Genomic DNA, 20,227 nt, shown 5'->3' with positions numbered 1-20,227 from the left:
AAACTGGCTAGCAGAGTCGGCGGAAAGCGAGTGCTCTAAGTTCCGATCATTTAACTGGACTGTTTTTTTAAAACAAGCGAATCCAGTTTATGTTTTGTCAGGTAACAAACATCGATATAATGAAAGGGACCTTAACAAAGAATGCTAGTATAAGAAATGGATTGCAGTGGAAAAGAGGGTGGCTCTTATGGAGAAACAGGTACATATTTTAATTGTTGAAGATGATAATGATATTAGTGGGTTGCTTTGTAATATGATGAAAAAAAGTGGCTATATCCCTCAGCCGGCTTTTTCAGGGACGGAAGCAATATTATATATAGAAAAAAAGAAATGGGATATGGTGTTGTTGGATTTAATGCTTCCAGGAATGGACGGGGAGGAAGTTCTTCGGAATATTAGAGAGAATCATCATGTCCCTGTTTTGATAATTTCTGCAAAAGGAGAACAGCAAACGAAGATAAATAGTTTGCGTGCGGGGGCAGATGATTTTATTACGAAGCCATTTGATATTGAAGAAGTATTGGCAAGAATTGATGCTCATTTAAGAAGATCTTCAACCATGAAAAGAATGGAGGGAAAGAACCAGCTTACATATAAAGACATTGCAGTGGATACTGATACGAAAATAGTTATCGTAAATGGCATGAAGGTAATACTAACGGCAAGAGAGTACGCCATTTTAGAATTACTTATTTCCTATCCTCAAAAAATATTTTCAAAAGCCAATGTGTTTGAAGCGGTTTGGGGAGATGATTATTTAAGGGATGAGAACACTGTGAACGTCCATATGAGTAATCTGAGAAGTAAATTGGCTAAAGCGAACCCGAATGAAGAGTATATTGAAACCATTTGGGGTATGGGATATCGCTTAAAATAACTTAAGGTTTTCTTAAGGTTTTCTTTATGATCCCTTATGATTTTCATTTTATGATGAATCACAGATAAGGGAGGAAAAAAATGAGTGAATATATATTAAGGACATCCGGTTTATCAAAAAAATATAAACATACAACTGCATTAAATAACGTGAATCTTTCTATCAAAAAAGGTGCCATTTATGGCTTCATTGGTCAAAATGGAGCAGGGAAGTCAACCTTTATCAAACTTGTGGCAGGATTAGCCTTTGCAAGTGAGGGAAGCATCGAACTGTTTGGGGAAATCGATCCAAAAAAATTGATTGAGGCAAGAAAAAGAGTCGGAACTATTATTGAAGGGCCAGCTTTATTTCCGCATATGACTGCTAAGCAAAACCTTGAAGTCCATCGAGTGCAAAGAGGCATTCCCGGAAAAGAATGCATTGAAAAGACGTTAGCACTTGTAGGACTGCAACATACAGGAAAGAAAAAAACGAGAAATTTTTCATTAGGTATGAAACAAAGATTAGGACTGGCGATGGCGTTGTTGTCAGAGCCTGAATTTCTTATTTTGGATGAACCAATAAACGGATTGGATCCAATGGGAGTAATCGAAATCCGTGAGTTGCTTTTAAAGTTAAACCGTGAGAAAGGAATTACCATTCTTATTTCCAGTCATATCTTAAGCGAATTAAATTTATTGGCAACTCATTATGGGATCATTCACGATGGGAAATTATTAGAGGAGTTAACAGCGAAAGATTTACATGAAAAATGTCAGCATTATTTACACATAAAAGTAGACAAGCCACATCAGGGAGTTGCAGTGCTGGAAGAAGAATTAGGTACGAAAGAATTTGAAGTCATGCCTGATGGAATCATCAAATTATATAAGTTTGTAGGTGAACCAGGCCTTGTTTCTACAACATTAGCAGCGAATGGGGCAGTGATTGAGCAGTTTATGCCAATGGGTGAAGATTTAGAAGAATACTTTACAAAGCTTATTGGGGGCGGCAACCATGAATAATCTTATAAAAGCGGAATTGTATAAGCTACAACATGATCGCTCCTTCTGGGCTATTGCATTAACCATTATATTAATAGGAATTCTTGCTCCCAGTGAGATGCTAATTAGGGGAACTAGTGGAGAGATGAAAGGAATAGACGTTGTGATAGCGTTTGTTAATCAGAATGAACTTGTAATAAAATATGCCCCGTGTATTTTGGCTGGATTTTTTATTTCAAGTGATTATTCAACAGGTGTGATGAAAAATTTGATATCCGGTGGAAATAAACGAATCGAAATCGTTCTTGCAAAACTGTCAGTCTTCACGATCGGTGCAATCATCATTTCTATCTTATTCCCACTTGTCCTATGGATAGTGTCCACTGTATTTTTTGGATCAGGGTCGCATTTATTCCCTAATATGTCCGTAGTGGAAAGTATTGTTCCAATGTTAGGGTTACTTGCTTTGTATGGGGCGGCATTTGCTTCTTTTATGACACTCATAGGACTCATCTTTACAGATAGTGGAAAGACCATTTCGTTTTTATTTGTGTTCACTTTCGGATTGGAGGTTGCATTTTCTATATTTTCGAAAAACTCCCCCATAATTCAAACGATATATGATCATAGCATCATTAAATTAATAAAAGATATTCCTGCGGCCATACTTGAACAAACAGAGTTATTTACGATGATTATTGTTCCAATTTTAACTTTTGCCGTATGTGCAATAGGATGCTGCATTGTATTTTCCCGCAAAGAAATCAAGTAAGAAAAAAGGGGGAGGCAAATGATTCATTTAACAGTACTATGTATGTTCATAGCGATCGTTTTTCTCTTCCGATTTTTTTTCATGAAGCGAGAAATGAAAAGAATGACGAAACAGCTCCAAGCTTATCGTTATCGATATACAGAAAAGAAATTGGATATTAAATATTTTGATCGGGATATCGAAAAACTGGCAGTCGAAATCAATGGCTATTTTGATTCCATGATGGAGATGAAGGTGGAACAAAAGCGAACGGAAGAGACATTGAAGCAGGCAATTGCCAATATGTCGCATGATCTGCGAACGCCACTAACTTCCATTTTAGGTTATATCCAGCTGTTGGAAGATAAGCACTTAACTTTAGAAGAACGAGCAGAGTATATTGGAATTGTCAAAAGGCGAACGAAAAGATTACAAGATTTGCTCAATGAATTTTTTGAATTATCTATTGTGGAATCCATGGACTATGAGCTGCAGTTTCAAACATTCCAGCTCAATCAGAGTATTTGGGAAGTGCTCATGAACTATTATGATGCATTTCATGAGTTACGGTTACATGTGGATATCGACATGCCAGATGAAGAGATCATGTTATACGGAGATCCATCGGCAGTAAAAAGAGTTGTTGAAAATTTAGTGAGTAATGTTCTTAAGCATGCAAGTGGTGCGGTAGAGTTATCATTAAAGGAAGAATCATCCTCCATTGTCTTTACTATTCGTAATAAAACAGATGTAATGACAGAACAAGATGTTGAGAGAATCTTTGATAGGTTTTATACAGGAGATACAGCAAGAAATAAAAAAGGAACGGGACTAGGGTTATCCATTGCGCAAAGTTTAATGATAAAAATGGATGGTGAGCTTTTTGCCACTTTAAAAAATCATCAATTTATCATGACCTGTCAATGGAAAAAAAGAACGTAGTCAGTTTCTGTTTTCAGGTCGAAAAAGCCCCGAAATATTTATCCGGGGCTTTTTTGACTTGCTATTTAGGCACTCACTGTCCGTTTCCGGGATGAACCTTCTTTTTTATGTGATACATAGCTATGCAGGATCATTCCCATGATGACGATAAAGATACCGAACCACGATAACGGAGAAGGGATCGGTAAAGATAGGAATAGCAATTCGCCGGCTAGGGCAAAAAGGACCTCCATCGATTGTGTAGCTTCGACTGAAGCTAATTTCTGCATATTTCCACTTACCAAATCGGTCGCTTTGAAAAAAAGGACCGTGGCAATGACACCTGAAAATAGTGCGACCAAAAGGGATTGGAAACTCTGCATCTTCGTCGGCGCCCCTACTGTAAAGAAACCGTACAATGAAAGCAGGAACCAGAATGGCAGACTCGCCAAAGTCATTCCCAATACACGCTGGTAAGCATCCAAACGTCCTTCGGATACTTCCATCATTTTGCGATTTCCCAATGGATATGCAAACGAGGCGATGACGATTGGTATCACTCCCAACCAAAGATCGGCCATTGAAATGTGCTTGGTATGTTCCAGCTGCATCAGGATGATTCCTAGCAGGATGATCATGGACATGAGGAGACCTTTCACAGAAATCTTTCCTCTTTGCCTTTCGAGCCCATCTTTCGTTTGGACATTTTCAAAAAACAGCGGCGCAAGCAGCGCACCCGAAATGATCGTGATTTGCCAAGTGCCGGCGATCAGCCATCCAGGTGAGTAGGCGGATGCAAAGCATAAAGGAGCATAAAATAACCCAAAACCGACAAAACTCCAAAGCAGCCAAGGACCTGGTTTTTCTCTCATCACTCGTAAAAGGGGACGCAGATTTTTTCTGCTTAATACGATACAAAACAGAAAAGGCACCATAAAGAAATAACGCAGCGAAGCACTCCATATCCAACTGCCGCCAGACAACTCCATGGCCTGATTCAAAACAAACGTAAATGCAAAAAAGAAAGCAGAACAAATACCTAATATAATCGGACGCAATTGACTCACCTCAATCTGTTTTATGAGTCAGTAAGACTCTGGAAGGATGGCAATCGTTTCGGCTTTCTGGAAGATTTATCAGAAATATCCACTGTGTCAATTTTCGCAATATTATAAGCGATCAATTTAAATTGTCCTTCAAAAGCAAAAGAAAATCAACAGGATTCTTTTAGGCTAGCGAAATTCATTCTCTTATGATTCGACATGGAATGAAAGAATGCTTGTTGGAATTAAATGAAGACGTTTCCATTTTAATGTTTTAATTAACAAAATGTACCAACTTTGCAAGCGAAAAACGTTGTTATGACGCTTGTTATGAACGGATTACTAATAATTTATATGAAAATCATATAGATGCAGATAATATACGAAGATACGAGAATTGACGAATATGGTAGGTAGTGGTATCTTTATAGAAGTGCAAATAATGTCGAATGGTGACGAAATATATAGATGCAACATTCGCAAGAAAGTTAGTGGGGTAAATTAAATGAAATCTACAGGTATTGTACGTAAAGTTGACGAATTAGGACGGGTAGTCATTCCAATTGAACTACGCCGAACATTAGGAATTAATGAGAAAGACGCTCTGGAGATTTATGTAGAACAAGAGCGCATCATCCTTCAAAAATATAAACCAAATATGACTTGTCAGGTTACAGGTGAAGTTTCCGATGACAATATGAAACTTGTTGACGGTAAATTAATACTTAGCCCTGAAGGTGCCGAACTTCTAATTAAAGAAATTCAAGCCAGCATGGAAACTGCTAAATAATTAATATGCTAGATAAATAGCATCCAAGTGTAGGGAGGTTTTCCCTACACTTTTTTATATTAAATGGTGAAATAATAAAAATGATTCGATTCACGGACGAAACCAATTTTTTCATAAAGCTTCTGTGCTTTAACATTATCCTTACCTGTCTCCAGTGAAACCCCTTTGGCACCGGTTTCCCGTGCAAAAGTGATGGCCGCGTTCAATAACTCCTCGCCAAATCCCTTTTTGCGGGCGGACTCCCTCACGAATAAATCATTCAATACCCATGACCGCATCATACTGACAGATGAAAAAGAAGGATATAATTGTACAAAACCAATTGGATTTCCTTCATCAAAGGCCATAAAAACCACAGACTCCCCTTTTGTCAGCCTTTCTCTTAAAAACTCGCTTGCACGACCAGGATCAGAGGTTTGCTCATAAAACACTCTGTATAAATCAAAAAGTTCCGTCAGTGATTCCAGCTCATGTAATGTAGCCTTTTGTATGCTCATAAATGGACCTCCAATTTTAGAATACTCTAAATTTACCATTTAATTATGCTTTTCGACAAATTCTGGAACTCATTTCCCGGCCGAAAATCAGGATGGAGCTCAAAAAGCCACCATCCTGATTTTTTTCATCATGTAGAGGGCTTTTAAACCCAAGTTGATCAGCAAACTCACGAGATATAAGCGTTACTCGTGAGTTTAGAGCAAATACTCGTAAGTTTGGGCAAATTACTCGTGAGTTTAGAGCAAATACTCGTGAGTTTGGGCAAATTACTCGTGAGTTTAGCCGATTTACTCGTGAATGATGCATTACAGGAATTGGCCCTTAAAATCACAAGCCAAACCTTCATTACCGCAGTGGTTTAGCTTCTAATCCGCCTGTGTTAAGGATATGTACCTTTACGTTTATATCATGTATTGAATCCTTATCTAAATAATCCTTAGGCTCTTTTATATGATTCTTTTGCCAGTATTTTGTTTCTTTGATATAAAGGATTTTGCCAAAGTTTAAAGGGTCTGCGTTCTTTTGGAGCCCTGTATTAAACGTTGTTTGGATTTCTTTTTTTATTTGACTTTCGAATTTGCGTTTTATTTTCTCGATATCGATTTGGGTATCAAGCCCCAGTATTTTGCCGGATACGTCAATTTCAATATCGAATTTGTACTTTCCATCCTTGAGAACAGGTTTTACTTTATGATCCGGATGGGAGAATGAGGCATAGATGTCTTGCTTATTCATTGTAATGTTCACTGGAGTTTTGTTGGTCCTTTTAGTGAGCCAGCGTACACCGCTCAGTTCCTTTTCAGAGAACCAGGGCTGGGTCACTTTATAGTAAATGACAAATGCACCATCCATATAGAGGCTTTTTCGATTTTTATCTTTTTCCTTCCAAACTTTATCGTTCCAGGAAATGGAGGGTAAAATGGTTGTAGATGCTTTTTCCCGCTGGATAGAATAATACCTTTGGACCGTAATGGGCTGGATGAATGATCTAATCCGGTATACATCATCCGGAAAATATAAAGTCGTGTATAAAGGTGACAAATTAAAAAAACCGTTAATGGAGAAAAGCTGTTCCATGGAACTTTTTGTGGCAAAGATATTGGCTGAGTATCTGAGTAATTGGTTTCTGTATATATAATCCACTATTTCTGCGCTTTGCCGATTCAAAACATTTTCACTGATTACAAATGTGGATACATGTCCTATATAGAGAGACTGTTGAGTATTGCGCATTAGTTTATTAATGGCGATCGAAATGGACCGTCCTTTTTGTTTCCCTACGTATACGGGAGGTGCTTGCGTCGGCTTTGCCTCCGTTTTAGCTACCGCAGCGAAGTCTACAAGTTGCGTATAAACAATGTATTCCCCATCTTTGAAATCTATCCCGATGGCCGTTATATAATGAAAGTCCTGGATCGTTTTTTCATCCCAACAGCCTGAAAGTAATAGGATTAAATGTAGGGTCAACCAAATTTTACAGATGCGGAACATGCCTTACTGCCCCTTTCTCGTCTTATCATCAGCTGCCAAAGATCGCTTACTAATGGAATTCCATGGCCTCTTTATGAATGAATCCAGTATTTTTGTGAACCTAAGCGGGTTCATTCCGCCAATATATGAAACCCCGAATGAATCAAGTCTGGATAGTAAAGTGATAATGGAAAGGAAACCGATTATCAAGCCGTAGATTCCATAAATACAGCTTAGTAACAGCACAAACATTCGCAGAACGGTAACGGCACCTGTTAAAGACTGGTTTACAAGTGTATAAGATGCAACAGAGGTTACGGCAGTGACCACAAGCATGGTTTGTGAGGTCAGTCCTGCCCTTATCGCCGCATCACCGACAATTAGTCCTCCTACAACGGCAACTGTCTGCCCAACCGCTTTAGGTAACCTGACTCCGGATTCACGGAATAATTCAAATAAAATGAGCATGAGTATGAATTCCATCGTGGCAGATAAGGGAAGTCCCAGCCTTGAAAGGGTAATCGTGGCTAGTAACGGGAACGGCACCTGTTCAATATTGAAAGCGGAAATGGATATCCAAAACCCCGGCAATAAAACGGTAATGCCAAGCCCCATAAAGCGAAGAAGTCGCTCAAGGCTTACAAATAGAAAAGGAAGATTCGAATCTTCTGCGGTTTTTATTTGCAATAGTAAGGTAGAAGGGGCCACGATTATCGTTGGCATGCCGTCCACGATTAGAATGAATCTTCCTTGATTGAGTGCTTCGACTACAAAATCAGGGCGACTCGTATAATGAGTGAGTGGAAATATACTATATTTACTGTTAGTGATCAATTCCTCCAATTGTTGGCTGCTCACCAAAATATCAATATCAAGGGAGTTGATTTTCGATCTTACATTTTTAACAAGTTCTTTATTGATGATGTCATCCATGTACATTAGTGCGACTTTCGTTTGACTGCGCCTGCCAACGATAAAGTCTTCATAGGCAAGCGATTTGGTTTTTAGCCGCTTTCTGATTAAAGCTGTATTCATGGATAAATCTTCGACAAATCCATCTCTTGGCCCCCTTACCGAGACCTCAAAGGAAGACTCCTCAGGTTGCCGGTTCGGAACATTGGACAAATTTATTGAAAATAAAGCTTGGGTTGATGGTATGAATAATAAGGCATACCCAGAGAAAATCAGCTGTTGGACGTTATTGAATTCGCTATCAATGGTTACTTTCGTCAGATCTATCAAGGGTTTTAGCTTGTTGATTGCTTCTTCTTCATCGATTCTCTCGTCCAATTCCATCATCTTGTTTAACTTTTCCAAAATTCCCTCGTTCAATAAGCTGATATCGGCCATACCCGAGCAATAAAAAATAAGGACAGGAATGGGTCTTTCGGTTTCTCCGATATAAATCGTGTCAAACTTGATATCTGAACTTGAACTAAATAACTCGCGAAATGTCTCCTCCCTTAATTCAGGCAGGGTTGGCTCATTTTTGGATCGTTTCATTCTCATGTTTTTTACCCTCCTTAGAACTAATGAAAGTGCCGATAAACAAAAAGGCGGACAAAAGTAATAGGAAATAAAAAGCACCAGGGTAATAAAAAGTTTGGGTTACATGCAAAAACTTGAAATTACTGAATGGTACGATGGAGATGACGACCATAAGAAAGCCTACAGCAAAAAGAATTCCGACCTTCATTTTGTCCGTTTTCCTATTAAAGACTTCCGTTATTAAGAATAATGCCAGCGAAACACGGATATAGGCACCAGCAAGCCACTGATAAATCGAAAAGAAATCTGTATGTTCAATATATTTTCCAATAGTCAGCAATCGCCACTGTTCATAGGCAGGGTACCTCATGGCTTCGGCTAAGGTCGGTCCGAATTCAGCGAGTGCAGCTGTTAATGGGCCGAGAAGTAAAAACACTAAACCGAGACATATGAAAACCAATACTTTCCGACTGATTTTATCAGAAAGCTTTTCCTGGAAAAAGGCGATTAAAATCAGTTCTGCAAGACCATAACCAGAATATTGCAGGGTCTTAACGCCATGAAAATAGCCATTCTCGAAAAGGGGAAGGAGGTGGCTGTAGTCTTTTGTCGGTATATTTCCGGTCGCAACGAATATGCCAAGAATGATGACTATTGGCAATAATACAGAAGAGCAAATTGCGATGGAGCGCATACCAGAATGGGCAAGGAAGATACATAGCAGTGTAAACGGAATGATAATCGCTAAACTTGGGGTTTCAAAAAGAAAGCTTGTCGTGATCCAATCAATCGTTTCCTTTGTAGTGGCCAAAACAAGGCTGATCAGGTAAATCACTATAAAGAATAAGGCGATATTTTTAATATGTTTTCCAAATCTATTTTCAAGCCAATCCGTCAGGGATTGATTATTCATATTCTTGATTATCCTCGATAATATGTAGACCCAAATCGGGATCAACCCAATCATAATGATAGAAAAAATCCAAGCATCCCTTCCGCCGGTGGATAGGAGGAAAGGGATCAAAATAACGTGATTAAGAAGGCCGATTGATAAAAAGAAGATGCTAAGGGTTTGTATCGAACTAATTTTCTTCAAAATGATCCTATCCCCATTTCCATTGTTTAAAGATTGGATTGATGCACATGCCATTCATTTGTTTATGGTTGCTAAATCTGGAAATAGTATACGTGCTAATGATGTGGATTAAATTTCCTTCTGGTTAATGATGAGCAGGAGAACAAAGCAAAGTATGCCGGCAAAAAGGATTTGTCTTAATCGAAGAAGAATATATATAGATGCTATTTTTATTGAACATCTAGGGGGAATGAAGATGGATTTAAGATACCCAATAGGAAAGTTTCAGTTTGACGGGGAGATTACTAGTGGTGTAGCCGAGGGGTGGCTCAACGAGATTAATGCTTTGCCTCGGATGCTGCAGGATGCAGTAGGTAACATGGATGATGAACAGCTTGATACGGCTTATCGTCCTGGAGGATGGACGGTACGCCAAGTGGTGCATCATGTTGCTGATAGTCATATGAATGCGTATATTCGCTTCAAATTGGCCCTTACGGAAGAAAGTCCGGTCATTAAACCATACGAAGAGGGGCAATGGGCAGAGCTGCCTGATTATGATTTGCCGATTGAAATTTCTCTATCACTAATCGAAGCTGTACATATCCGCATGGGCAAACTTTTATCGGGTCTTCATGCAGACGACATGAGCCGAACATTCATCCATCCCGATTCAGGAGAGGTAACTGTCGGTGAAAATATAGGCATTTATGCATGGCACGGACGCCATCATCTGGCTCATATTACTTCTTTATCAAAGCGCCAGGGATGGTGAATATGACTGAGAAAGGTGTGATTACTGTGAACGCCGATGTGAAAATCGAAGAAATAACATCAATCGAATACCATCTTAATGAACTTTCCGACCTTTTGGTGCAGGTTGTGGATGATGGCGCATCCATAGGTTTTTTACCTCCCATGGAACGGTCTGAGGCGATTGATTATTGGAGTAGTGCCATAAATCCTGATGTGATTCTGTTTGTCGCTAAGTTACAGGGTAAGATAGTCGGGAGTGTACAGTTGCATTTATGTTCAAAGCGGAACGGCGGCCATCGAGCGGAAATCGCAAAATTAATGACGCATACTGGTTATAGACGAAATGGAATAGGACGTTCACTCATGTTAGAGGCTGAGAAAAGGGTCAAGCAAGAGGGACGGACATTATTGTTCCTGGATACAAGGGAAGGAGATCCTTCTAACTCCCTGTATACATCATTGGGATATATTCAGGCAGGCAGGATTCCTGATTATGCGAAATCTGCAAATGGTGAATTACATCCGACCATTTTTTATTATAAAAATAAGATTGGGTAACGAATTAAAAGGGGTGAATCCAAGTGCAAGCTGTCATCGAAAAAGAAGGTAATGGGATTATCGCAAGATTCGATCGCCTGCTCAATCATTCGGTTGAAAAGGTATGGGGTGCTTTAACGGAGAATGATAAGGTTGAAAAGTGGATGTCCAACCTGGAGATGAAGGACCTTCGAAAAGACGGGACCATAACATTCAATTTCAATGATGGGTCAGGGAAATCTTTTGATATGAAGATCAGGGACTTCCAAGAATCTGCCGTTTTAGATTTTGAATGGGGGGACGGCTGGGTTCGTTTCCAGGTATCCCCTGAAAAGGATGGATGTTCATTAGTATTGAAAGAATCCATCACGCCAGTTAATGATCATACATCAAAGGATTTGGCAGGCTGGCATATATGCCTTGATATGTTTAGTGATTTACTTGATGGTAATCATCAGGACTTCCCGATGGATGAATGGGAAAAAAGGCATAAGGAATATATGGCCGCCGTCAAACGAATTGAAGGATGAATGGAATGTGTGACATGCAGGTGGATACATAAGGAAGCGGAAAAGTGAATTTCGGCCAAAACCGAAGTGACGCTTCTGCCATGAAGGATGTTTTTTATTGATATTCCAGTTGGCTCCATGTTAAGATGACTTTAACTTTTAAGAAATGGAGGTTTTCCTTGTGACATTTATCAGACTGCGTTTCCAATCTTTGAACCGTTAATTGAATACGTTCAAGGGCTCTGCATGTCCGCAGGGTAAATGGGAATGGTCTGTCTATTTTTAAGGAAACCTTCATTTTACGCTTTTGTGAAAAAAGAGACGATTTCAACCTCTTTTTTTGTGTCCAGCTGAAGCCGCGTTAACCTTTGTGATCAAAGGGTTACGCTTTTCCAGTTGACTTTAAAATAGAAGAATTATTAACGGGAGAAATACTTTACCTATCCAAGGAGGTCATAGTGTAAAGTGGTGGATTCCCCATTGTATTGACCAAACCGAAGGCCAGCGGGAAGATTATTTTTTATCGTGAAAATAATCATCCTATCAGGTTTCTTTAGATAGGTTCTGATCCATTTACTCTAAACACAGGCAGATAGCCTGTGTTTTTTTTAGGGCATTAAGAAAAAAATATTGAAAATAGAATGAGGTGTTTAAGAGATGAAATCATTAAATGAACAAGTAAAGGACAATTGGAAAAAGAATATCACTCTTTTTCTAGGCAGTCAGACCATATCCCTCTTTGGTTCGTCCTTGGTTCAGTATGCCATTATGTGGTATATCACGTTGAATACACAGTCGGGTGTCATGATGACGATATCCATCGTTTGTGGTTTCGTGCCTACCTTTATACTGTCCCCAATCGCGGGGGTATGGGCAGACCGCTATAATCGGAAGATGCTGATCATTCTTTCGGATTCATTGATTGCCATTTCAACGCTGATATTGGCCATCTTGTTTTTAATCGGCTACGATGAGCTTTGGCTGCTTTTCGTCATGTCCGCTGTCAGGGCGATAGGAACTGGAATCCAGACTCCTGCAGTCGGGGCCATTCTTCCCCAGCTTGTGCCAGAGGATAAGCTTACGAAGGTGAATGGGACAAATGGAAGCATTCAAGCGCTGGTGATGCTCGTTTCCCCCATGGTGAGCGGCGCGCTGCTTACGATGGCTTCAATCGAAACCATTTTCTTCATTGATGTGATTACAGCTGCAATTGCCATCTTCACTTTGCTGGCATTTTTGAAAATTCCAGCACATGCGAAGGCATTACAAAAGCAAACAACCAGCTATTTCACCGATTTGAAAGAAGGATTCAGTTATATCAGGAATCACGACTTTCTTAAGAAGTTCTTTATATTTTTCGCATTTTTCTTCGTGCTTGCCGCACCTGTTGCATTTCTTACACCGCTTCAGGTCACACGCTCTTTCGGGAATGATGTTTGGCGGTTGACTGCGATAGAAATCACTTTTGCCATCGGAATGATGCTAGGCGGGCTTTTCATGGCTTCGTGGGGAGGCTTTAAAAACAAGATCCATACGATGACACTTGCGAGCCTAATAATTGGGGCCTGTACTTTCGCTCTTGGAATCATCCCCGTTTTTTGGATTTACTTGATCATCATGGGAGTAGTCGGATTGGCGATGCCCATCTTTAATACGCCGTCCATGGTCTTGTTACAGGAGAAAATCGAGGGTGATCTTCTTGGGAGGGTATTTGGTGTTTTAGGGATGATTTCGACTTCGATGATGCCCCTGGGAATGCTAGTATTCGGACCGATATCCGACATCATTAAAATTGAATGGCTACTTATAGGAACTGGTTTATTGCTGTTCATTCAAGGTTTTTTCCTGCTGGGCAGCAAAGTGTTGATCGAAGCCGGAAAACCAATCTCGAAAGATGCCCCCGAGTAATGGTACACGGAATGCCATGTGAGATGAAAATCTGGAGCCAGAAGGGTATGGGATATTAGGCAGCACTCCAGTTATTTATCCTGTAACTCCATGAAAGTCATCATTAGATTGGCTAAGGAGGAAAAGATGGATTTTTTGGGAAAAGTATTTAATTGGATGGTAGTTATCGGAATGATTCTACTTATAGGACGACTGCTTACGATGGCGTTTTTATTTCTGGAAATTCCATTTACGACCTTTTTTAAGGACTACAGTCTCATTTCGATCATCATTTTAATAATAGGTGCAATTGGTCAGCAATTCACCAAGCCGGGTAAAAAGTAAAATGAGTTCACCTTTCCTTTTCATGAAAAGAATCAGCTTCGAATTCACTAGACCGAGATTCTAATGTCGGTCTAGTTTTTTATTTAAAAAATGTTCCAGTTGATTTCAGAAATCCGCTCCCTTTCCGCCGACTGTCTGCCAAGCCTCCTCGACGCAAGCGTCTGCGGTGTCTCGTCTAGCCAGTAATTCGGCAGGAGTGTCGCAAATTTCTTCCATCCATTAAGGGTTTCAGTAAAAAAACATGAAGAATAAACTAGTTTACTTTTAAAATCTTGGTTCGGGCGAGAGCAATTCGAAACTTCCTTTTGCCGAAAAATTGATGGAACCGCCGGACTGTAGACGAATTGGAGAAGAAGAGCCAGTTTCCCTACAATGTTTCTTAAAAAAGAAGTTCCAGTTGATTGGAACGTAAGGTACGAGACTCCTGCGGGAAAAGCGTGGCCAAGGGAGACCCCGCAGGCGAGCGCCGAGGAGGCTCTCGGACCGCCCGCGGAAAGCGAGTGCCTGGAGGCAACGTTCACATTTTACAATGGGCTTTGTTTTTCGGGTCACGAATGCATTATTTATTCACATCATTTTCACTGACGTGCATTTCTTGTTTAATTTCATTCATCCTGTTTTTCCCCCACTCATACATCATTTCAACGATTGGCAGCAAGGTCATTCCAAGGTCAGTCATGGAATATTCGACTTTTGGAGGGATCTCGGGATATACCTCCCGATGGACGACGCCGTCTTCCATAAGTTCACGTAATTGATTCGTTAAGATCTTATGGGATATTTTTGGGAAAAGCCTTTGGAGATCACTGAATCGGTGTGGGCCTTCTACACCTAAATGCCATAGAATGACGATTTTCCATTTGCCGCTGAATATGGATAACGTAAGTTCTTTTTCGCAGTTATAATAGCCGTTTAAGATCTTTTCTTTGATTTCATCTCTTAATGTTTCTGACATGGACATTAGCTCCTTTTTAATTTTACCAGTAACCTTTAGGTAACCTCCGCACAAAAAAGTGCATTCTTCACAGCGCTGATTTCCAGCGTTACAATTTGAGTAGTCATCAGACAATTCAATTCAGGAGGCAAAATATATGAGTAAAAAAGCATTACTAATTATACCACCGGAACGTTTTAATGAAGATGAATTATTTCAGCCGAAAGAAGTTTTGGAAAATACAGGAGTGGCAGTGACGGTAGCAAGTACGAAAACAGGTGAAATAACTGGAGACTATCTAGGCAAGGCGTTGGCAGAGGTGATCTTTTCTGATGTATCAGCAAGTGATTATGATGCAGTTGCTGTAATTGGGGGATCGGGCACGAATGATCACCTATGGGGCAATCAAGAATTGCAAAGCTTTTTGAAACAAGCACATGAACAAAAAGTTCTTGTATCGGGAATTTGTGCAGGTTCTGTAACTGTAGCGAAAACGGGTTTACTTTCTGGCCGCAAAGCTGCTTGTTACCCAGTTGATGTTCAAATTGACGAATTGAAAGCCAATTCCGTTGAATATGCAAAACAGCATGTCGTTGCGCATGATGATATCATTACAGGTGATGGTCCGGATGGTGCAAAAGAATTCGGAGAAAGCTTAGCCGCAGCATTACGCTAAATCTCTTTTTACTGCTGACCTAATTTTCCCATGTGAAACCCTTGGATTCTATGTAATCCAAGGGTTTTTTGAATTTGAAAATGCGATAAGTTCTTTATGCCTACGTATTTATCCTTAATTGGCAATTGACAAGGTTTAATTAGGTATATAGTATGTTTATGTGGAAAAATAAAGTAAGTGATCGTAAATAAGGAAGGATCCATTTTGAGCATAAATTGAATCTTTGTTTTCACACAGGTAAGCGAGAGCATTTGCAGGTCAAATAAAAAGGGGAAATTATTAATGAGAAGTTCATCGATTGAAAAGAAAGAAAAAGTGAAGAGGAGGATATCACTCCGGATAAAATGGTTATTATTTATATGTACATCCGTTTTTCTCGCTATAGTCGTATCCGTTTCGATAATGGGGGTAAAAGTGACCTCCATTTTTAAAGAAGATAGTATATCCATCAACAAAAGCTCGGCCCAAAATGCGGCAGCACAAATCAATTTGAGCATGTCCACGTATGAAAATTCGCTAGAGCAATTATCACAGCTGGTTTCCAATCAAATCAAGAATGGTGATTCAATCAAGGATATCCAAAAAACGTTAGAGGCTTTTCAAAAGAACAATAAGGATTTAATTTCCGTTTATTATATGGATGGATCGGATGGTTCCTTGTATGCTTCGCCCCAAATGGATTTCAATCAGGATGCTAGGGAGACTAAGACTTATACGCAGCTGACTGAAAGACCAGAAACGAAATGGATGGATGTGTATAGAGATGGAGTTTCAGGGATGATCATGACTTCCGTTGTCACGCCCGTTTTATCGGACGGGAAAATGGCAGGAGCCCTTGGTTATGACATCGACCTTTCGACAATCGGGAAAATGAGGACAACCATCGAAAAAGAGTCTACTAGCAATCTGGTTATATTGGATTCACAAGGTTTTATCGTGAGTTCATTCATGCAGGGTATGGACGGGAAGAATATGAATCCTGAAAAAAGCGGCATGGAAGAAGGTGTGGAGGATTTCATGGCGGATTCTGACCGATTCAATTCAGAGTTCAAGTGGGTGGCCGACATGTATAACGGGGACGTCAAGGCGAATCAGGCCTTGACGTTGGATGGTGAAGATTATACAGGTGAATTGAGTACGGTCCCTGAAGTGAACTGGAAGGTTTTGGCGCTCACTCCAGAAAAAATACTACAATCAAAGCTGGATGACATTAATAGAATCGTAGTGATATCAGGTGTTTTAGGTCTTCTATTCGGGACGGCATGTGCTCTTTATCTAGCAGGAAAGTTAACGAAGATCATGGCCGACTTCCAAAAAATCATAGAAAAGACAGCTAGTGGGGATTTAGTGTCCGAATTTGCCATTAAATCCAATGATGAGATTGGGGACTTAAGCAAAAGCTATAACTCGATGCTGGGGAAATTAAGAGGATTGGTTGAGAAGGTAAACGGAAATGCGGAATCGGTGACAAAGGCCAATTCCGGCTTAAGCCAAATAGCTGCTGAAAATAGTGCGGCCATTACTGATGTTTCACGCGCGATAGAAGAGATTGCAGCGGGAGCATCGAATCAATCTGAACAAGTGGAGCATGGTGCGGGCACGATCCAGGTTCTTAGTGGAGAAATCGATGGGTTATCAAAAAAATCGAGGGAGACCCAAACCGTATTGGAGCTTGCATCTGAAAAAATAGAGTCAGGGAAACAACAGGTAAGTGGTTTGGAAACGTCGTACAATAAGCTAGAAATGGCTTTTGCTGCAGTCAACAGCATGAGCTTAAGACTTGTGGAAAAATCAAAAACCATTTCCGATGTCACGAATGCCATCTCGAAAATATCGGAACAAACCAATTTGTTATCTTTGAATGCATCCATAGAAGCGGCAAGGGCAGGTGAGTCCGGCAAAGGATTTGCTGTCGTTGCGAATGAAGTAAGGAGCTTGGCTGATGATTCAAAAGAAGCTACAAAAAACATTCAAGCCATCATCCAAAGCATTCTGTCAGATACAGAGGAATTGCTGAGGACGACCAATGAAACGAATCAAATCAGCAAGGATCAGAAAAATGCCGTGATCACGGTAAGTGAAGCCATGAAAGAGCTGGAGGATTCCGTCGGGAAAATATCCAATTCGATCCAGGAAGAAACACGATCAATTGAAAGCATCAATCAACAGAAAGAAACGGTTATTAAAGTAATAGAAGAAATCACCGCCGTATCTCAGCAAACGACTGCTTCATCAGAAGAAATTGCATCATCGATGGAGGAACAAGCAGCTTCATCCAATGAACTAGCTCAATATACACAGCAGCTAACACAGTTAATAAATGATTTGGAGCATACGCTTGGGGAATTCCAGATAAAGAATTAGAGGAACGGAAAACATAAGCGTTGCGAAAAGGGGAGGCCACTAAGTGGTTTCCCCTTTTTTGTTGTATTGCATTGACCCTGATTTCTGTGAACTGGGCATCTCTCTTTAGTGGACAAAATCACTAGAAGTACAAAAGTACAATTTAGAGGGGCTGGTCAAGTATCCATGCTTTTTTTACAAAGGGGAATAATATATAGGAATCGGACAAGTAGGGTCCAATGGCTCAAGGCCCAAAAAGGGGAGAACAACATGCATTTCGAAATAGGAATGACTATTTTTGTGTTCGTCATGACAATGATAGTTATATTGTGGAGGCCAGGAGGTATCAATGAAGCATGGCCAGCTTCAATCGGTGCAGTGATAATTTTACTGAATGGCACAGTATCCCAAGGCGATATTTTGGATATCATCAATAAAATCGGGGGCGCATCGATCACCATCATGGCAACGATTGTCATGGCAGTCATCTTGGAAAGTTTCGGCTTTTTTCACTGGGCGGCTGCGAGACTTGCGATCCTTGCCCGAGGATCGGGGTATCGTCTGTATTGGTATATTCAATTATTGTGCTTTTTAATGACCTTGTTATTCAATAACGACGGCAGCATCATGATTACGACCCCCATCTTGATCTTGCTTTTGAAAAATCTCAGATTAAAACCGCATGAAGCCATCCCGTATCTTTTGAGTGGAGCATTGATTGCAACAGCTTCAAGTGCGCCAATTGGTGTGAGTAATATTGTTAATTTAATCGCTTTGAAAATTGTGCACATGACGCTTTATATGCATACTGCCATGATGTTTGTACCTGCAACTTTGGGGTTGGTCTTCATGTCATGGTTGATGTTCGTAGTGGTCAAGAAAAAATTGCCCAAGAAACTGCCGAATATTTCTTATGACATAGAGGAAAGTTTCTTCACTAAGAATTTCCACCCCTTAAAGGGGAAAATGACAGTTGAAACAAAAAGGCAACGCACAAAATTCATGTTGAAAGTATTGCTCTATGTGTTCGTGGTGCGCTGTTTACTCTTTGTAGCTTCTTATTTTTCCATTCCAATCGAGTGGGTTGCTGTACTTGGCTCTTTATCTTTACTGATCTGGAGGTGGTACCATTTACGGACAAACCCTGTCGATATTTTAAAAAAGACCCCATGGCACATCCTGATATTCGCATTCTCCATGTATGTGATCATTTATGGTCTACATAATGTAGGCCTTACAGCCATGCTCGTACAGATATGCGAACCGATTGTAAATCAAGGGTTACTGAGTGCGAGCTTTGTCATGGGAGGATTGGTTTCGATGCTATCAAACATCTTCAATAATCATCCAGCATTAATGATAGGTACCATTACCTTAACCGAAATGGGATTGGATCCGATCACATTAAAAACTATCTATCTAGCTAATATAATCGGTAGTGACATGGGATCATTATTATTGCCCATCGGTACTCTTGCCTCACTTATCTGGATGCATATCCTGAAACAAAACAAAGTGAAAATTAAGTGGAAAGATTATTTAAGTGTATCCCTGATAGTCATACCAATAGCGACAGTGGTGACACTGCTCTTATTATTTTATTGGGTGCAAATGATTTTTAGCTGAATAACCCCCTAGGAGGAGATAGTAATGAGTGATGCTTTTGCATTACTGGGTAAACAGATTGATGTCCAAATCTCAGGAAAAAAAACTTTCAAAGGAATTCTAACTGATCTGAGCACGGATATTCTAGTGTTGTTCAATGGACAGCAGTTTTTGTATTTTCCTATGCTGCACGTCCATAGATTCAATCTGAGTACAGAGGTAGATAACGAGATTAAAACTCCCATGGAGTCCCCCATGATGGAAGACATGGCGTCGATTTCCTATCGTAAAACACTAATTAACGCAAAAGGGGTTTTTTCAGAAATCCATGTAGCTGGACACATTCCTTTACACGGCTATATCACCAATGTTTTCAATGATTACTTTGCATTCTTCTCGCCTGTATATAAAATGATGTATGTCTCGCTGCATCACCTTAAATGGCTTACTCCGTACAATCAAAATGCCACACCCTATACACTCAGTAAAGAGAGTTTTCCCGTTAACCCTTCAGATGTGCCAATGCTGCGTTCTTTGGAAGACCAATTAAAGAAAAATGCAGGAAAGCTAGTAGTATTTGATGGGGGAGAGGACCCGATGAAAATCGGTATGCTTAAAAAAGCGGAAAACAACTTGGTTGAATTAACGACAGCCAATGGGGATCATGTGTTTTTGAAGCTTTCACATATTAAAACGGTGTACATGCCATAGATTCATAGAAACGAGGGGAAGGCGCTTT

The 20,227-nt window shown here is 40.0% G+C and carries 20 protein-coding genes and 1 pseudogene; 15 read left to right on the top strand and 6 right to left on the bottom strand.

Annotated features, from left to right (window positions below; genetic code table 11):
- The first annotated feature begins 187 nt into the window (after window positions 1–187).
- From OSJ91_RS21240 to OSJ91_RS21225, 4 genes are all read left to right on the top strand, one after another.
- Entirely contained in the window at window positions 188–877 is a 690-nt protein-coding gene (locus OSJ91_RS21240; protein WP_350299838.1) for a response regulator transcription factor, read from the top strand.
- An 80-nt stretch (window positions 878–957) separates the two neighbouring features.
- Window positions 958–1,881 carry an ABC transporter ATP-binding protein gene (locus OSJ91_RS21235; protein ID WP_350299837.1) on the top strand — a complete coding sequence of 308 codons (924 nt, stop codon included), beginning with the start codon at window positions 958–960 and terminating at the stop codon, window positions 1,879–1,881.
- A complete protein-coding gene (locus OSJ91_RS21230; protein WP_485890369.1) occupies window positions 1,874–2,632 on the top strand; it encodes an ABC transporter permease in 759 nt (252 codons plus the stop codon). The genes OSJ91_RS21235 and OSJ91_RS21230 overlap by 8 nt, the downstream gene beginning before the upstream one ends.
- Window positions 2,633–2,650: 18 nt before the next feature.
- Window positions 2,651–3,553 (top strand): sensor histidine kinase, encoded by a 903-nt coding sequence (locus OSJ91_RS21225; RefSeq protein ID WP_350299835.1) that lies wholly within the window; start codon window positions 2,651–2,653, stop codon window positions 3,551–3,553.
- Window positions 3,554–3,618: 65 nt separating this feature from the next.
- On the opposite strand, the gene OSJ91_RS21220 is transcribed toward OSJ91_RS21225, so the two are convergent.
- Complete coding sequence (locus OSJ91_RS21220) at window positions 3,619–4,590, bottom strand: DMT family transporter (RefSeq protein ID WP_350299834.1); 972 nt, start codon at window positions 4,588–4,590, stop codon at window positions 3,619–3,621.
- Window positions 4,591–5,080: 490 nt separating this feature from the next.
- On the opposite strand from OSJ91_RS21220, the gene abrB reads away from it, so the two are divergent.
- Window positions 5,081–5,365, top strand: a complete 285-nt coding sequence (abrB, locus tag OSJ91_RS21215; protein ID WP_350299833.1) for a transition state genes transcriptional regulator AbrB — start codon at window positions 5,081–5,083, stop codon at window positions 5,363–5,365.
- Between the two features lie 59 nt (window positions 5,366–5,424).
- On the opposite strand, the gene OSJ91_RS21210 is transcribed toward abrB, so the two are convergent.
- The 4 genes from OSJ91_RS21210 to OSJ91_RS21195 form a co-directional block, all read right to left on the bottom strand.
- Window positions 5,425–5,862, bottom strand: a complete 438-nt coding sequence (locus OSJ91_RS21210) for a GNAT family N-acetyltransferase (protein WP_350299832.1) — start codon at window positions 5,860–5,862, stop codon at window positions 5,425–5,427.
- A 346-nt stretch (window positions 5,863–6,208) separates the two neighbouring features.
- The gene (locus OSJ91_RS21205) at window positions 6,209–7,354 is read right to left on the bottom strand and encodes a Ger(x)C family spore germination protein (protein ID WP_485890368.1); all 1,146 of its coding nucleotides are present in this window, start codon (window positions 7,352–7,354) and stop codon (window positions 6,209–6,211) included.
- 3 nt (window positions 7,355–7,357) lie between these two features.
- Complete coding sequence (locus OSJ91_RS21200) at window positions 7,358–8,842, bottom strand: spore germination protein (protein ID WP_485890367.1); 1,485 nt, start codon at window positions 8,840–8,842, stop codon at window positions 7,358–7,360.
- Window positions 8,817–9,971 carry a GerAB/ArcD/ProY family transporter gene (locus OSJ91_RS21195; RefSeq protein WP_350299828.1) on the bottom strand — a complete coding sequence of 385 codons (1,155 nt, stop codon included), beginning with the start codon at window positions 9,969–9,971 and terminating at the stop codon, window positions 8,817–8,819. The genes OSJ91_RS21200 and OSJ91_RS21195 overlap by 26 nt, the downstream gene beginning before the upstream one ends.
- A 181-nt stretch (window positions 9,972–10,152) precedes the next feature.
- Between OSJ91_RS21195 and OSJ91_RS21190 the strand changes: the two genes are divergently transcribed.
- The 5 genes from OSJ91_RS21190 (at window position 10,153) to OSJ91_RS21170 (ending at window position 13,930) form a co-directional block, all read left to right on the top strand.
- Window positions 10,153–10,671, top strand: coding sequence for a YfiT family bacillithiol transferase (locus tag OSJ91_RS21190; RefSeq protein WP_485890366.1), 519 nt, complete (start codon window positions 10,153–10,155; stop codon window positions 10,669–10,671).
- A gap of 2 nt (window positions 10,672–10,673) precedes the next feature.
- The gene (locus OSJ91_RS21185; protein ID WP_485890365.1) at window positions 10,674–11,210 is read left to right on the top strand and encodes a GNAT family N-acetyltransferase; all 537 of its coding nucleotides are present in this window, start codon (window positions 10,674–10,676) and stop codon (window positions 11,208–11,210) included.
- A gap of 23 nt (window positions 11,211–11,233) precedes the next feature.
- Window positions 11,234–11,719 (top strand): SRPBCC family protein, encoded by a 486-nt coding sequence (locus tag OSJ91_RS21180; protein ID WP_485890364.1) that lies wholly within the window; start codon window positions 11,234–11,236, stop codon window positions 11,717–11,719.
- A 636-nt stretch (window positions 11,720–12,355) separates the two neighbouring features.
- Window positions 12,356–13,606, top strand: a complete 1,251-nt coding sequence (locus OSJ91_RS21175) for an MFS transporter (RefSeq protein WP_350299824.1) — start codon at window positions 12,356–12,358, stop codon at window positions 13,604–13,606.
- 126 nt (window positions 13,607–13,732) lie between these two features.
- On the top strand, window positions 13,733–13,930 hold the full coding sequence (locus tag OSJ91_RS21170) for a hypothetical protein (protein WP_350299823.1): 198 nt from the start codon (window positions 13,733–13,735) through the stop codon (window positions 13,928–13,930).
- Between the two features lie 559 nt (window positions 13,931–14,489).
- Here OSJ91_RS21170 and OSJ91_RS21165 read toward each other — a convergent pair.
- Complete coding sequence (locus OSJ91_RS21165) at window positions 14,490–14,885, bottom strand: winged helix-turn-helix transcriptional regulator (protein ID WP_350299822.1); 396 nt, start codon at window positions 14,883–14,885, stop codon at window positions 14,490–14,492.
- A 136-nt stretch (window positions 14,886–15,021) separates the two neighbouring features.
- On the opposite strand from OSJ91_RS21165, the gene OSJ91_RS21160 reads away from it, so the two are divergent.
- The 5 genes and pseudogenes from OSJ91_RS21160 to OSJ91_RS21140 all read left to right on the top strand — a co-directional run bounded on the left by OSJ91_RS21160 (window position 15,022) and on the right by OSJ91_RS21140 (window position 20,199).
- Entirely contained in the window at window positions 15,022–15,540 is a 519-nt protein-coding gene (locus tag OSJ91_RS21160) for a DJ-1/PfpI family protein (RefSeq protein ID WP_350299821.1), read from the top strand.
- 282 nt (window positions 15,541–15,822) lie between these two features.
- A pseudogene (locus OSJ91_RS21155) lies at window positions 15,823–16,956 on the top strand (PDC sensor domain-containing protein); the annotation flags it as partial.
- Window positions 16,951–17,904 carry a methyl-accepting chemotaxis protein gene (locus OSJ91_RS21150; protein ID WP_485891928.1) on the top strand — a complete coding sequence of 318 codons (954 nt, stop codon included), beginning with the start codon at window positions 16,951–16,953 and terminating at the stop codon, window positions 17,902–17,904. The pseudogene OSJ91_RS21155 and the gene OSJ91_RS21150, both read left to right, overlap by 6 nt.
- Before the next feature lie 249 nt (window positions 17,905–18,153).
- Complete coding sequence (locus OSJ91_RS21145; protein ID WP_350299819.1) at window positions 18,154–19,509, top strand: arsenic transporter; 1,356 nt, start codon at window positions 18,154–18,156, stop codon at window positions 19,507–19,509.
- 24 nt (window positions 19,510–19,533) lie between these two features.
- On the top strand, window positions 19,534–20,199 hold the full coding sequence (locus OSJ91_RS21140) for a DUF2642 domain-containing protein (protein ID WP_485890363.1): 666 nt from the start codon (window positions 19,534–19,536) through the stop codon (window positions 20,197–20,199).
- Window positions 20,200–20,227 lie beyond the last annotated feature (28 nt).

The sequence above is a fragment of the Bacillus sp. T-10(2022) genome, assembly GCF_056502895.1.
The sequence above is the reverse complement of the archived record's forward strand: the minus strand, read 5'-3'. Positions and strand labels throughout refer to the sequence as shown.